Source organism: Rhodoglobus aureus (assembly GCF_039527955.1).
GTDB classification, from domain to species: Bacteria; Actinomycetota; Actinomycetes; order Actinomycetales; family Microbacteriaceae; genus Rhodoglobus; species Rhodoglobus aureus.
Genome location: NZ_BAAAKW010000035.1, coordinates 89320 through 103120, shown reverse-complemented (window position 1 = coordinate 103120; position 13801 = coordinate 89320). Strand labels below are relative to the sequence as shown.

Annotated in this window: 15 protein-coding genes and 1 riboswitch; of the genes, 4 read left to right on the top strand and 11 right to left on the bottom strand. The window is 61.1% G+C overall.

What is annotated here, in order from left to right:
- Positions 1–194: 194 nt before the first annotated feature.
- Together ABD112_RS11495 and ABD112_RS11490 are read right to left on the bottom strand one after the other, a co-directional pair.
- Entirely contained in the window at positions 195–1154 is a 960-nt protein-coding gene (locus ABD112_RS11495; protein ID WP_343926004.1) for a M23 family metallopeptidase, read from the bottom strand.
- Complete coding sequence (locus ABD112_RS11490; RefSeq protein ID WP_343926002.1) at positions 1151–1654, bottom strand: ArsR/SmtB family transcription factor; 504 nt, start codon at positions 1652–1654, stop codon at positions 1151–1153. Before ABD112_RS11490 ends, ABD112_RS11495 begins: the two co-directional genes overlap by 4 nt.
- A gap of 258 nt (positions 1655–1912) precedes the next feature.
- Here ABD112_RS11490 and ABD112_RS11485 point away from each other — a divergent pair, with 258 nt between their 5' ends.
- The 4 genes from ABD112_RS11485 (at position 1913) to ABD112_RS11470 (ending at position 5497) form a co-directional block, all read left to right on the top strand.
- Positions 1913–2251 (top strand): hypothetical protein, encoded by a 339-nt coding sequence (locus ABD112_RS11485; RefSeq protein WP_343926000.1) that lies wholly within the window; start codon positions 1913–1915, stop codon positions 2249–2251.
- A 65-nt stretch (positions 2252–2316) separates the two neighbouring features.
- Positions 2317–3012 (top strand): DUF5819 family protein, encoded by a 696-nt coding sequence (locus ABD112_RS11480; protein ID WP_343925998.1) that lies wholly within the window; start codon positions 2317–2319, stop codon positions 3010–3012.
- Positions 3009–4037 (top strand): HTTM domain-containing protein, encoded by a 1029-nt coding sequence (locus ABD112_RS11475; RefSeq protein ID WP_343925996.1) that lies wholly within the window; start codon positions 3009–3011, stop codon positions 4035–4037. The genes ABD112_RS11480 and ABD112_RS11475 overlap by 4 nt, the downstream gene beginning before the upstream one ends.
- The gene (locus ABD112_RS11470; protein ID WP_343925994.1) at positions 4034–5497 is read left to right on the top strand and encodes a phytoene desaturase family protein; all 1464 of its coding nucleotides are present in this window, start codon (positions 4034–4036) and stop codon (positions 5495–5497) included. The genes ABD112_RS11475 and ABD112_RS11470 overlap by 4 nt, the downstream gene beginning before the upstream one ends.
- Positions 5498–5570: 73 nt before the next feature.
- On the opposite strand, the gene ribH is transcribed toward ABD112_RS11470, so the two are convergent.
- From ribH to ABD112_RS11425, 9 genes are all read right to left on the bottom strand, one after another.
- A complete protein-coding gene (ribH, locus tag ABD112_RS11465; RefSeq protein WP_343925992.1) occupies positions 5571–6044 on the bottom strand; it encodes a 6,7-dimethyl-8-ribityllumazine synthase in 474 nt (157 codons plus the stop codon).
- Entirely contained in the window at positions 6044–7336 is a 1293-nt protein-coding gene (ribB, locus tag ABD112_RS11460) for a 3,4-dihydroxy-2-butanone-4-phosphate synthase (RefSeq protein WP_343925990.1), read from the bottom strand. Before ribB ends, ribH begins: the two co-directional genes overlap by 1 nt.
- On the bottom strand, positions 7333–7956 hold the full coding sequence (locus ABD112_RS11455) for a riboflavin synthase (RefSeq protein WP_343925988.1): 624 nt from the start codon (positions 7954–7956) through the stop codon (positions 7333–7335). The genes ribB and ABD112_RS11455 overlap by 4 nt, the downstream gene beginning before the upstream one ends.
- Positions 7957–7958: 2 nt before the next feature.
- Positions 7959–9080: a bifunctional diaminohydroxyphosphoribosylaminopyrimidine deaminase/5-amino-6-(5-phosphoribosylamino)uracil reductase RibD gene (gene ribD, locus ABD112_RS11450; RefSeq protein WP_343925986.1), complete on the bottom strand. Its 1122-nt coding sequence runs from the start codon at positions 9078–9080 to the stop codon at positions 7959–7961.
- 103 nt (positions 9081–9183) lie between these two features.
- A riboswitch (FMN riboswitch) is annotated at positions 9184–9337 on the bottom strand.
- Positions 9338–9417: 80 nt separating this feature from the next.
- Positions 9418–10146: an HAD family hydrolase gene (locus ABD112_RS11445; RefSeq protein WP_343925984.1), complete on the bottom strand. Its 729-nt coding sequence runs from the start codon at positions 10144–10146 to the stop codon at positions 9418–9420.
- A 19-nt stretch (positions 10147–10165) separates the two neighbouring features.
- Positions 10166–10732, bottom strand: coding sequence for a GNAT family N-acetyltransferase (locus ABD112_RS11440; protein ID WP_343925982.1), 567 nt, complete (start codon positions 10730–10732; stop codon positions 10166–10168).
- Positions 10732–11742 (bottom strand): tryptophan--tRNA ligase, encoded by a 1011-nt coding sequence (gene trpS / locus ABD112_RS11435; protein ID WP_343925980.1) that lies wholly within the window; start codon positions 11740–11742, stop codon positions 10732–10734. Before trpS ends, ABD112_RS11440 begins: the two co-directional genes overlap by 1 nt.
- Before the next feature lie 12 nt (positions 11743–11754).
- Positions 11755–12615 (bottom strand): exodeoxyribonuclease III, encoded by an 861-nt coding sequence (locus tag ABD112_RS11430; RefSeq protein WP_343925978.1) that lies wholly within the window; start codon positions 12613–12615, stop codon positions 11755–11757.
- 54 nt (positions 12616–12669) lie between these two features.
- A complete protein-coding gene (locus ABD112_RS11425; protein ID WP_343925976.1) occupies positions 12670–13749 on the bottom strand; it encodes a YihY/virulence factor BrkB family protein in 1080 nt (359 codons plus the stop codon).
- Between the last annotated feature and the right edge of the window lie 52 nt (positions 13750–13801).

Sequence of the window (13801 nt, the reverse complement as noted above, 5' to 3'; positions counted from 1 at the left end):
TGTCAACAACTCCACTTTCAACCGGAGGCCCTCACCCAGCCCTCAACAACTACAGCGAGTCGTCACACCGATTCAACCAACGTCCCTGGGCAGTACACCTAGACGCAGCGACTGCTCGGCCATAATCCAGCCGAACCACGCTTGCAGTGGTGCGAGAATGCCGAGAAGAATCAGCAGTTGGAGGAGCGGGAGTGCTAATAAGCGCTGTTGTTAATCGGCGGGAGTACATCTGTTGGCCCGGCGTTGAAATACTCATTGCGCGCAGGCACGACATCGTGCTCGTTCAACTCATCTGTGCCTTCGGTTTGGATGCCCCGCAACATAAATGGGAAGCCTACGGCCGCCGTGGGTGTGGGCCGGTTCATCAGCTGCAGGTGCAGGTGCGGTTCCGTGCTGTTGCCTGAATTGCCGCACCGGGCGACCTGCTCGCCGGTCGTGACCCGGTCGCCCACGGCCGGCCCGATTGAGCCGTTCTGCAAGTGTGCGAGTGCCTGATACCCGCCGTGGTCAAGGTTAATCACCAGGAGGTTGCCGAAAACAAAGCGTTCTCCGCCGATCCCGCGTAGCGCTGACTCCACTACGAACAGCGGCAACAGCAGCCAGCTGTTTCGGCTCCTGCGGTCTGGAGCACCGTCGCGGGAGAGTACGACGGTGCCGTTGCCGCCGGCAAAAACTGGTTGCCCGAAAGAAGGAAAGGACTCCGGTGGTAGCGAGCCGCGAAGCCCGCCGAACGGAGCCGCCACCGACCCGGGCGGGACAGCCACGATGTCAAGCGCCCACGTTTGTCCGTACTCATGGGTGCCATGACTGGGTACTTTCGTGGCCGGCGAACTCAGCGCTCGCCAGCGCCCACGCACCGGAGTCATGATCTCGATGGTGCTGACTTTTCGCGTGATGCCGAAGCGGGCGAGCACCAATAGCAGTATCGCCAGCAGAAGGACGAACAGAGACCCCACGTCGCGCAACATTTGCTCGCTCGCGCCCGATACAGGGAAGAGCCGCCACGCGGTCACGCTGATCGCGACGACAAGTGTGGTTGCGAACAGCGGTGCCCGAAGTAGGGCAAGAAACCTCGTCTTTCGGCCCGGCGAGTGAAGGCCAGCAAGCGCACCACCCAAAGGTTGCAGGATGCCCACCTTCGCGGCCCGCCTCATCGGTTAGCCGCCAGGAGAATCGCTAACAGCGGGACGACTCGAGGTGCGGGGATAGCGTAGTGGCCTCGACCGGTGCTGGTCAGCCAACCGGCAGCTATCAGCAAGCGGAGATGATGGTGAAGCTGGCCCGTCGTGCCCAGCTCGGGAATGGCTGCAAGTTGCGGTGTAGAGCGAGTTCCGGAGACGATGTTCTGAAGGATAAGCAAGCGTATGGGGTGTCCCAACGCGCCAAGCACGTCGGATAGATCGGACCACTCCAGTTGCAGAGCGGTGGTCACGGATTCGGCCTGTTGCCAATCGTAGGTCTCGCCAGTGGGTAGGCCTACTGCACCGACGATCATAACGTTGCCCGCGTTGTCCTCAATCCGTTCCCGCAGCCCCTCGAGCGCCCAGAACTTTTCTTGTGACCTAGCGACGAGCTCGCGGGCTCCGGCGTTGCTCTCGAGCAGATCGACAATTCGGTCGAGCTTTCCCTCGATGCGTTTCGTGTCGCTCTCCATGGTTTAGATACTACGATAATTCGAACTAAATAGGCACCGACATGTTGATTTTTTCCAACCCTTCCGAACTTGACGAGCTTCACCACACCTCCGTTCCCCTTTATCTTCAGGTGAGTCGTGCTTTAATTGAGAAATACTTTAAAGTCTTGACATGGCATGCCGGTCTGCATTATAAATCTCAGTACAACGGAATATCGTACTTACTGAGTGGGCGCGTTCCGTTCTCTGGCATCACTTATTCGAGAAAGAGGAGAGAGAATGACGAAGTTCCTTCCGAAAATCGCCTTGGGCGCTGCGCTGACGCTTGGGTTGGCGAGTACGTCCTTTGTGGCGAGCGCTGCGCCGACGGCCACACCGGTCGCTTCTAGTAGTTCGATTGTCGCTGGTCAAGCTTTTGCGGCGGCCGCAGTCGCGGATCCTGATGGCCAGGACGGCTCAGTATCACCGCAGGCGGTCCCTGCTGTGGTCGCCACCGCGTTCGTCGTTGGTGCTGCCAGCGCAGCGGGAGCGGCCGTCGGCGCATGGGTCGCAGGCAAGATCATAGGCATCTGGAGTGTCGCGGGTGAAACCCCAGTCGCTATAACTGCGTTCGATTAATCTAGGAGGGTCCTCCCGCACTGTGCGGGAGGACCCGTTTCCCCGGCACCGGAATCGGAGTGGCAATGTCTCAGCCCAGTCAAAAGGCCAACAGTTCAAGGACTGGGTCTCGAATAGCGGCCGTAGGTGCAGTTTGTGTTCTCTCGCTGCACTTCGGGCTCACATTCCTCCATGTTGCTCCAGCTAATCCCCTTAGCCAGCAGCTCGCGCTCGCGACTGGACTGTGGATGAGCCCACTATTTGATCAAAACTGGGAACTCTTTGCTCCAGATCCGGTGTCACGAGATACCGGATTGCTGGTCCGGGGCACGGCGGGCGGTGACGAACTCGGCGGGTTCGTCGACCTTTCCACCGCGATGCTGGAACGCAAGCTACACAACCTGGTTCCTGACAATTTGCATTACACGGTGAGCAGCGCCACGCACAACCTGTTATCGGCGCGACAGGACCTCATTCGCAATGAGGCTGTTCTCGCGGAGTTCCCTAACGCGGCTGACTCGGGGCTATTCCTCAGCGAGGACCTGCTCGATGCCGGTCCGGAACCGCTACGCACCGCTTACAAGCGCACGGTGGATGCTGTCGTGCAGCTGGCTATCAAAGGTGTGCGTGACGAAACCGGAGTGACGCCGGATGCTGTGCAAGTACGGATTGTCACTCATGAATTTCCGCGCTGGTCGAAGCGGGACGATGCCGGAGTGGGCGAAGTTTTCTACTCCGACACGCCCTGGCTGACCGCCACCGGAGAGGAACTACCCTTATGACGTTTTCGAACACACGCAGACTCGATCGTCGTGCTCTGGGAATGGCCGGGCTGGATTGGCTTTCGCAGCGTCGACACGGCACCAGGGTTATTTCGCTAGTGCGCATCGGCTACGGGGTGACAACAATATTCCTGCTCCTCATCAACCTGCCCGTTCGGCAGCAGATCTGGGGTGCCGAAGCAGCGTATACCTGGGATCTGTTTATGCAGACATCTCTGGCAGGTGGGCAACCGTCACTCTACGTTCTGTCCTCCAGCGCCGTGTACGCCGACATCCTCTATTTCGCGCTCTTGACAGCGGCCATTCTCTTCACCCTTGGATGGCACACCCGCACTATTACGGTGATTTTTTTCGTATTGCTCTGGTCATTGCATGCTCGGAATCCCCTCGCGACGAACGGGGGCGACAACCTAGCTCGGATAATTCTTGTCTACTTGGTGTTTGCTCAAGTGGGGGCACACTGGTCGCTAGATTCCCTCCGCACCCGTCGTCGCCTTGCATCCGGGAGACCGAGGCGACGAGAGCGGGTCATTGGCACTGTCGCTCACAACGCGGCTCTCATAGCCTGCGTTGCACAGGTCTGCGTGCTCTATGCGACTTCAAGCCTGTTCAAGGTGCAAGGCGAGATGTGGCAAAACGGCACTGCGCTCTACTACATACTCCGCACAGCGGACTACAACAACTGGCCAGAGGTAGCGGCCTTCGTGTATCAATGGCCGATTGTGGTTGTCGGCGCCACCTATGCGGCCGTATTTGTGCAATTGTGCCTACCGTTCGCACTCGTCAACCGGTGGGCGAAAGCCGTTCTGTTGCCTCTCGTGCTTGGCATGCATGTCGCGATTGGAATACTCATGGGTCTGCCGTTCTTCTCGCTGTACATGGTGGTGACTGACCTCTTCTTACTTACGGATAGGGATGTGCGGCTAGCAAAGGTATATGTGACCGGTTACCTAGCCCGATTTGGGGCGAGCCGACCGGGCAGAATGCCTAGCCTGGTCGCGCCGGAGCTGGTGACTGACAAGTGAGCGTCCCTGATGCTTACGTTGTCGGCAGCGGACCCAATGGGCTGGCGGCGGCGGTCACTCTTGCCCGAGCCGGTTTAAGCGTGAGCGTCGTCGAAGCGAACGACCAGTGGGGCGGAGGGTTGCGCAGCAGCGAGCTGACGCTGCCTGGCTTCCTCCACGACGAATTCGCCGCCGTCCATCCGATGGCGCTGGCGTCACCGTTCTTCCAAGCTTGGAAATTGAGCGAGCGGGTCGACTTCGTGGTGCCGGAGACGTCATACGGACATCCGTTGCCCGGTGGAGCGGTCTACGCCCATCGGGATCTCGAAGCTACGGTAGCGGGCCTAGGGGACAACAGGGGCAGCGGTCGCACCTGGCGGGAGCTCTTCGGGCCCCTCATTGAGAGGATCGATGACTTAGCGGAGCTGACCCTCGGGCCGTTGTGGCGCCTCCCATCCGACCCCGGACTCGCCGCCCGGCTCGGCTATACAACGATGAACTTGGCAGAGACTTTCTGGCGCAACACGTTGAGGGATCCCCGGGCAAGGGCGCTTCTCGCAGGAGTGTCGGCGCATGCGGTCGGGAGGATGCCGTCACTCGCGGTTGTGGGGGCGGGTACCGTGCTGGCGTCCCACGCACACGCGCGCGGCTGGGGCATTCCTGTCGGCGGTTCCCAGCAGATTGCCGAAGCGCTCGTCACAGACATCATCGCGCACGGAGGATCAATTGAGCTGGGCCATAACGTAACCAGTCTCAATGAACTCGCTGACGCGCGGGTGGTGCTTCTCGATGTGACGCCTGGGGCACTACTCCAGATTGCTGGTGACCGTTTGCCCGCCCAGTACAGAAGAGACCTAGCCCGGTTTCGACATGGCAATGCTGCGGCCCGGGTGGACTACGCGCTCGATGGACCAGTGCCCTGGACAGAACCGCAGCTCAGAAATCCGGCGGCCCTTCACTTGGGTGGAACCTGGAATCAGATCCGGAACAGCGAACGGGAGGTTAGTCGCGGAAAACATCCCGAGAACCCCTATGTTTTGCTTTCGCAACCCACGGTCCACGACTCCAGCAGGGCACCGGCCGGCCGGCACATAGTGTGGGCCTATACGCACGTTCCCGCAGGGTCACGGCGCAATCCGACCGAAAAGATTACTGCCGCGATCGAACGGTTGGCCCCGGGATTCCGTGATCGGATTCTACAATCCAGTGGCCGCAGCGCCATGGATCTCAACTCATCCAACGCCAACCTCGTGGGCGGGGACATCACGGGAGGCGCGATGACTCTGCAGCAGTTGGTGGCTCGTCCCGTCGTGTCTGCCGATCCTTGGCGCACTCCCGCTCGTGGCATCTACCTCTGCTCAGCTTCAACGTCGCCAGGACCGGGCGTACACGGGATGGCGGGATGGCATGCTGCCCGATCGGCCCTTCGGCATGAATTCGGTCTCGATGATCCGTTGACGTCGGCTAGCGAAAGCAAGTGACTCACATCCCTTCCCCATCGACCAGCCGAGTGTTGGGAGATGCTGGAGGTGCTGAGTCGAGGTTAAATGCTAGCTATGCCCCGCGAATCTGACGCAACAGCACAGCAGTCGCGATAGCGGCGTTGGCGGCCTCTTTACCCTTGTCCTCTTTCGAACCCTCAAGCCCGGCTCGGTCGAGTCCCTGCTGCTCGTCGTCAAGCGTGAGCACGCCAAAGCCAACAGGCTTGCCGGTAAGGATCGACACCTGCGTGAGGCCGCTGGTTGCAGCATCCGACACGTATTCAAAGTGGGGCGTACCACCACGGATGATCACGCCGAGCGCGACTACGGCATCCGCCCCAGCATCTAGGGCTGCCTTGCTCGCGACGGGCAACTCGAAGCTGCCGGGAACCCGCACCTCGGTCACCTCGGCATTCGCCGCAGCGAGCGCGCGGTGGGCTCCAGCGAGCAAGCCGTTGGTGATGACCTCATGCCACTGCCCGGCAACGATCGTTACCTTGAGGCCGGTTGCATCGGTAACGAATTCGGGGGATCCTGCGCCGCTCATTAGAGGCCTTTCGGGGTCAGGCGTGCTTCATTGAGCACGGCCGAGGAGGGAAGTGCGTGGCCCATGCGGTCACGCTTAGTTTCGAGGTAACCCTCATTGCTGGCGCTGACGCCAACCACGAGAGGAACAAGTTCGGTCACGGTCACACCGCGCTCTTCAAGCTGGCGTTGCTTCTCCGGGTTGTTGCTAAGCAACCGCACCGACGACATCCCCAGATCTTTGAGGATGCCAACAGCCGCACCATAATCGCGGGAATCAGCGGGCAGGCCTAGGGCCAGATTCGCGTCGAGGGTGTCGAGTCCGTCTTCTTGCAGGCGGTAGGCGCGCAGCTTGTTGATGAGCCCGATACCTCGTCCTTCGTGACCACGAAGGTAGATCACAGCGCCACCCTCACGCTGCACAGTCTCGAGGGAGACATCAAGCTGGGGACCGCACTCGCACTTGAGGGAACCGAACGCTTCACCCGTGAGGCACTCCGAATGCACCCTCACGAGGATGGGTTCGGTGCCGATGCGGTCGAGCGTTCCGGGAGCGATGAAGGCGACGTGATCCGCGCCGGTGGAGTGGTCGCGGTAGGCACGCACCGTGAAGGAGCCGTGCGCGGTGGGGATCGTGGTCTCCACCTCAAACGACACCCGAGCCATTTCAGGGATCGGTGCGATCGGTGCCGGAATGGTGTCGCAACGGTTCTCTTCGAGCCAGTGCATGAGCGCCTCAATCGTGATGACGAGCACGTTCTCGCGCGCACCAAATTCGATCAACTCAGGCAACCGCATCATCTCGCCAGAGTCGTGCACGATCTCCGAGATTGCCGCCACCGGGCGCAGGCCCGCAAGTTTCATCAGATCGACGGATGCCTCGGTGTGGCCGTCGCGCTCGCGGACGCCACCATCAACCGCACGCAGCGGCAGGATGTGTCCTGGACGGTGCAGGCTCGACGGCATTGAGAGCGGGTCGGCGAGGACGCGGAGAGTGTGGGCCCGGTCAGAGGCGCTGATGCCGGTGCTAAGACGCGAAGCGGCATCCACTGACACCGTGTAGGCGGTACCACGGGGATCTTCATTGACGGAGACCATGGGTGGCAGCGCCAAAGCATCAGCGATCTCGTTGGTCATAGGTGCGCAGATGAATCCAGAGGAGTGGCGCACCATCCAGGCAATCCACTCTTGGCTGGCGAGTTCGGCGGAGATGATGACATCGCCCTCGTTCTCGCGGCCCTCATCGTCAGCGACGATAACGGGGCGACCATCGCGCAGTGCTTCGATGGCTTCAGGGATAGTGGCCAGGCTCATGACTCGGTCCTTTCGTGACGCTGATCTGCGTCGGTGAACTCCGCCATCCGGGCAACATGACGCGCCAGAATGTCAGTCTCGATGTTTACGGAGTCGCCCACAACGAGCGCTCCCAACGTTGTTGCAGTGAGGGTCTCGGGGATCAGCGAGACCTCAAACCAGTCGAGGCCCACAGCACTCACCGTGAGCGAGACACCGTGCACGGCAATGGAGCCCTTGCGCGCGACGAGCGGGGCGAGCTCCGGAGTGAGGCTGAAGCGCAAAACGCGCCAGCTGCCCTCGTCCTCAATGCTCAGTACGGTGCTCGTGCCATCGATGTGCCCCTGCACGATGTGACCGCCGAGACGATCGCCCACCTGCATGGCGCGTTCGATGTTGACGTGGTCACCGGCAGCAACTGTGCCGAGCGTGCTCATAGCGATCGTGACTCCCATCACGTCGGCCGTGAACCAGTCGGGGCCCTGATCAACAACGGTGAGGCACACGCCGCTGACGCTGATGGAGTCGCCGTGGCCGGCATCCGATACTGCGCCGGGGGCGCGGACAGTGAGTCGGGCGCCGTCAGCGGTCGCGGCGAATTCGACGACCTCGCCAAGCTCTTCAATGATTCCGGTAAACACGGTTACGCTCCCGTTTCTGTCGCTGGGGTAGCGACCACTGTGCCCGTTGCCGACTGCGCAAACGGTGCGCCGGTCGCCGGGCGGGCGACAATCAGCACATCGTTGCCCAGCGGGCGAAGTTCGGTGATGCTGAGGTCTTTCGCCTCAGCAATGGTAGAAACCCCGAGCTCGCTGAGCGCCACCTTCGGGCCGCCCAGCAGTTTCGGGGCGAGGTAGATGAGCAGTTCATCCGCGAGACCGGCAGTGATGAAGGCGCTCGCAATAGTGGGGCCACCTTCGACAAAGATGCGCCGGATGCCAGCTTCAAACAGTTCGGCGAGTGCGGCGTTGAGGTCGCTGCCGTCGAACTGACGCAGTTGTGCGGGGTGGTGGCGCAGTTGCGCCCCCACCGGAATCTCGCGCCGCCCCAGCACCACCGGCTGCGGTTGCCGCTCGAGCAACTCGCCGCCGTCTCCCCGCGCGGTCAGGCTCGGGTCATCGGCGAGCACAGTGCCCGTGCCCACGACGATCGCATCGGCGCGCGCTCGTTGCTCGTGCACGTGCTGACGCGCGGCGGTGCCGGTAATCCATTGGCTCGTGCCGTCGGCGGCCGCAGAGCGACCGTCAAGACTCGACGCCCACTTCACGGTGACGTGAGGGCGCTGCAGGCGAGTGGCCGAGAGCCACGAGTGCAAAAACTCTTCTGCTTCAGCGGCAGCGATGCCGCCAATAACCTCGACTCCAGCATCGCGAAGTCGTTCGCTTCCGCCGCCCGAACGCTTGCCCGGGTCTGACACTGCGTACACAACGCGAGTCACGCCAGCAGCGATGAGCGCTTCAGAGCACGGACCGGTGCGACCCTGATGGTTGCACGGTTCGAGAGTGACGATGGCGGTGAGGCCCGCGGCGCTTTGGCCTGTCGCAGCGCCACCGAGTTTGCTGGCCGTGAGTTTGGTCAGAGCATCCACTTCGGCGTGGGGAGTGCCCGCACCGCGATGCCAGCCTTCGGCAACGATCTCGCCAGCGGCATCTACGAGCACACAACCAACTTGAGGGTTTCCGCCGGTGATGGGGCCGCGACTGGCAAGCGACAGCGCATGAAGCATCAGCTTCTCGTGCTGTGTCTGCTGTTCTGGGGTGCTCATCCGGTCTCTCGTCTCGTGGGACGGGCTCCGGGAAAATGGGTTCGAAAAAACCCGCTTCAGCATTGTGGATCACCAAGATATTTCGGCTCACCAAGATACTAAAGCCGTGCTTCCTCTCATCCGGACTGAGAGATCTTGCGATCTCATTACCGTCGGTCCCGGAGTTTCACCAGGTCAACCGGTCAGAAGTTCTCACTTCATCGCGGTTCGCGGACTATCACCGCCGGTTCGGACTTTCACCGACCCCGGAGCACGTTGTACTGCGCTTAGTCTACTCAACGTGGCTGTGCGCGAAGTATTCCCGCGAAATGTGATGATGGCTGTCTTTGCTGCCGTGTCAGGTGAGCAGGGCGTCGAGTTCGCTAAGCGAGTGGATGACCGGTACCCCGGCCGCGCGAGCTTCCTCTAGTTGCGCTTCGGTTGCGCTGCGCTCCCGGTCGAGCCACACTCCGGTGAGGCTGGCATTGGCGGCTCCCAGCGCATCCGTCACCAGGCGGTCGCCGACGTAGAGCGCCTCGGCGGGCGCGACTCCGAAGAGTTCGCAGGCGTGGTGGAAGATGCGGGCGTCGGGCTTGGTGTGACCGAATTGGCCACTGGCGACGAGGTGTTCGACACGGTTGGCGAGGTCGACGGTGCTGACTTTGGAGGTTTGAAAGTCGAGTTCGCCGTTGGTGATGACGCCGATGCGCACGGCGGGGGAGCGGGCTTCGAGTGCGTCGAGGCAGGCGAGAGCGTCGTCGTGGAGGTGCCAGGCGGCGCGGTAGGCCTCGAAGTAGGCGTCGAACCAGTGGGTGGCTTCCGCATCCGTGAAGGTCACGCCGTAGGGATCGACGAAGCCGCGGGCGCGGGCCTGTCGTTGCCCTTCGAAGTTGAGCTCGCCGCTCAAATAGCGGTGGTAGTGCAGTTCTTCGAGAACTGTCCAGCGTGCGCTTTCGGTGAAATCATCCGGGCCGGCCGCGAGGGTGGGCCCGAGCGTGTGCCGGTAGTTGCGGATTGCCAAGTCGACGGCTGCGCGGTGCGCAAACAGGGTGTCGTCGAGGTCAAACAGTGCGACGGTGATGCTCATGCAGCCACTTTGGTAAGAGTTAGAAGGGCCACGGCTGACCGGATTCGACGGCATAGCTGGGGTTCTCGTCGGGCGCGGTGAGAGTCGCCCACCACGACGGCGGGTGGGTGCCACCGCGGTATTCGCTTGAGGCGGGCTCGATGCCGGTGTAGACGAAGCCGAGGCTCTTGGCTATGGCTGCGGAGGCTTTGTTGCCCACGAGCGCTTCCCAGCGCACTTCGGGGCGGCCAGTGGAGAAGATCCAGCGGCACACCTCGGCAACAGCTTCTTTCATGAAGCCTTTGCCGCGGTGTGGTTCGCCCATCCAGTACCCGATGGTGTCGTTGTAGAGGCGGAAGCTGATCACGCCGAGCAGTTCTGTCTTGCCGGTTTCGCGGATCGCCCACGTGTATTCGTCGTCGTCGTCCCACCACTGCACCACAAGGTTGTTGATGAAGAACTCGGCATCTGACGCAGCGTACGGCCACGGGATTGTGAGCGTGTGCTCAAAGATCGGGTCTTGGCAGTAGGTGGTCATCAGCTCAACATCGTCACCGGTGAGGGCGTCGAGGGTGAGGAGTTCGCTCGTGAGGGTAAAAGTCTGCATTAGCGCACCCGCGGCAAGAAGCCGATCCGGTCGTAGACGCGGTCGAGCGTCTTTTGGGCCATTTCGTTGGCACGTTCAGCGTTCTTGCTGAGCATGCGGTCGAGTTCGGCAGGGTCATCCAGTAGCTCAAGGGTGCGTTCGCGCACGGGGGTGAACTCGGCGGTCACGACGTCGGCAACGTCCTTCTTGAGGTCGCCGTAGCCTTTGCCTTCAAACTGCGCTTCGAGATCAGCAATGGATGTGCCACTAAACGTGGAGTGCAGCGTGAGCAGATTCGAGACGCCCGGCTTTGCGCCGCGGTCGAAACGAATCTCGCGGTCCGCATCGGTCACGGCCGACTTGATCTTCTTGGCCGTCTTGGATGGCTCGTCGAGCAACCACAGCACCCCAGCATCCGTTGTCGCTGATTTGCTCATCTTCGACTCCGGGTTCTGCAGGTCATAGATCTTGGCGGTGGCTTTCTGAATCTGTGGTTCGGGAATCACAAAGGTGTCGCCAAAGCGCGAATTGAAGCGAGCGGCGAGGTCACGCGTGAGCTCGATGTGCTGACGCTGATCTTCACCCACCGGCACAATAGTGGTGTCGTAGAGCAGGATGTCTGCAGCCATGAGCACGGGGTAGGTGAAGAGGCCAACGGAGGTGGTATCCGATCCCTGCTTAGCTGACTTGTCTTTGTACTGGGTCATGCGCGAGGCCTCACCGAAACCGGTGATGGTGTTCAGCACCCAAGCAAGCTCGGCGTGGGCGGACACCTGCGACTGCACAAACAGCACGGAGTTTTCGGGGTCGATGCCACCGGCGATGTACTGGGCGGCGGTGCGACGGGTCTGCGCGCGCAGCAGTTCGGGTTCTTGTGGCACAGTGATGGCGTGCATATCGACAACGCAGAAGACGGCGTCGTAGTTTTGCTGCATCTCGCGCCACTGCATGAGTGCGCCAATGTAGTTGCCCACATGGAGCGAATCGGCAGACGGCTGCATACCGGAAAACAGGCGAGGTGTGCGGTTCATGGGCTAATTCTTTCAGATGGAATAGTCAACGACGACGGGAGCGTGATCGCTCCAACGCTCATCCCACGCGTCAGCCTTGTCGATGCGGTACTCCGCAACCGAGGCAGCCAAGGCAGGGGTGGCGACGTGGTAGTCGATGCGCCAACCGGTGTCGGTGTCAAAAGCTTGGCCGCGCTGCGACCACCAGGTGTACGGGCCGTCAACTTCGCCGGCGAACTGGCGACCAACATCCACCCAGCCGAGGCCGGGGCCGGTCGTGCTGTCGACGCACTCGATGGTGGTTCCGTGCTCGCCGAAGATGCGGTCAAAGTAGGCGCGCTCTTCGAGCAGGAACCCGGCCTTCTTGCGATTGCCGCGCCAGTTCTTGATGTCGAGTTCGCGGTGACCAACATTGAGATCGCCGACGATGAGGGCATGGTCGCTGTGGGCGGCAAGCTCGGGCAGACGCACGAGCATGGCCTCCAAGAACTTGTACTTCTCAACCTGCTTGGGGGTATCAACAACGCCCGAGTGCACGTAAGTGCTCACGACGGTGACGGTTTTGCCATCGACCTCGAAGTCGGCTTCAAGCCAACGCCCGGCGCTATCAAAGTCGTCGGCACCGAGAGCTACCCGGTGCGCAAGAGGGGCGGATGCCGCAGACCCCTTACGTGAAGCCAGCGCTACTCCAGCGCGACCCTTTGCGGTCGCGGCGTCGTGCAGGATGTTCCAGCCATCGCCGAGCAGCCCTTCAATGTCGGCATCGGCGGCGCGAACTTCTTGCAGCGCGAGAATGTCGACGTCACGGGCATCCAGCCACTCGCCCATGCCCTTGCGGTAAGCGGCGCGAACGCCATTGACGTTGACGGATGCGATGCGAAGACGTGTTGCCATGCCTCAAGACTACCGAGGGCCACTGACCGTGTGGTGACGCTACGGTCGCTCGGCCTATCGCTTCTTGTTCCGCTTCATCAGGCGCTTGAAAGTTCGTTTGAACCTGTTCTCGTTGGCTTTATCGCTCGCGCGTTGGCTCTCCACCGAGCGTTCGTCGGTTGTGTCACCAGTATTTGCCGCCTCAGAGGCCTTCGTCGGCTTAACGGCACGGGGCGCATCCGGGGCACGCTTGTCTCCACTGATGTCGAGGTCCGCGTCGTCTGCACCGACCGCAATCCAGGCCGAACCAATGAGAATGATTTGGCAAATCAGGTTGAACCAGATCAGCAGACCAATAATCACTGCGAACGACGCGAGTAGTGGGTTGCGGGTTGCGCCTTCGAGCAAGAAGCTTCCCCCGAACTTGAGAGCGCCGAGCGCGATCGCCGCAATAATGGTTCCCTGTGCAAGCAATCGGAACGGAATCTTGATTCTCGAAATAATTCGATAGAACACACCGAGCGTTGCTGCGTCGAGAATGAACACGATAACGACAGCGATAATTTGAGTTGCCGCGCGCGCGGCCAATGAATCTTCGTTGATGGAGACTAAGTCGAGCAGCCAGTTGAGAGCGGCGGTGCTTGCCACCGACAGTGCGGCTGAGGCGATGACCGCGATTCCGAAGCCGATGGCGAGACCGGAATCTTTCAGCTTCAGCACCAAAAAATTGGCTTCTGAACTATCAAGTCCGAACATCGATCGGATAGCGTTGCGCCCCGAAGCGATCCAGCCAAGTGCGGTGAAAGCCAGACCGCCGGCGGCAATAATACCGGTGATGCCCAACACCTGTGAGTCTGCGAGGGTTTCGCGAGTGATTGCACCGTTGCCGCTGCCGCTGCCGTCGCCGATCAACCCAGGAACGTTCGTTGAAATGAAGTTGTAGACGGCATCCAGCAATGCAGGATCGCCCTGAACGACGAGCCCGGCTACGGCGAAGGCGACCCAGAGTGCGGCGAAGACGGCAAAGATTGCCTGATACGAGAGCCCAAAAGCTAAGAGCGGACCAAGTTTGTCGGCGTAGTGAAGGAATACCCTCACCGGGCGTCGCCCCATCACCCAGTCAATCGCCGGTTTCAGTCGTTGCGTAAGCTTCATCCCTCAAGAATAGCTAGGCTGTCTTTGCAGAACTCAGGGGAGAGGGTCAGAT